At 50.0% G+C, this 282-nt stretch carries 1 protein-coding gene; it reads right to left on the minus strand.

What is annotated here, in order from left to right:
* Positions 1–282: transposase (locus PPOP_RS17520; protein WP_148277998.1), on the minus strand; the 282-nt coding region annotated here is incomplete at both ends.

Below are 282 nucleotides of genomic sequence, written 5' to 3' on the forward strand. Positions count from 1 at the left end.
CCTCCCCAAGAAGCAAGGTGCCCTTCCGACGGAAATACCGACATGTCGGGTCCGATTTCCGAAAGAATGCTCGCCGCGGCATCCTTATTGATTCCCGGAATCGTGTCCAGTAGTTCGATTTCCTTCTGGTATGGGCGAAGCAAGTCTTCGATCTCCGCTTCCAAAGCGGTAATTTCTTTTTCTAAATACTCCAGATGGTCGTAATGCCTGCGGATCATTTTGCGATGATGGGCTCGCACGCGTCCGTTTAAGGCATCAACCAACTGGGGTACTTTTTTTCTA

This window comes from Paenibacillus popilliae ATCC 14706, assembly GCF_000315235.1.
In the GTDB taxonomy this organism is placed as follows: Bacteria; Bacillota; Bacilli; order Paenibacillales; family Paenibacillaceae; genus Paenibacillus_B; species Paenibacillus_B popilliae.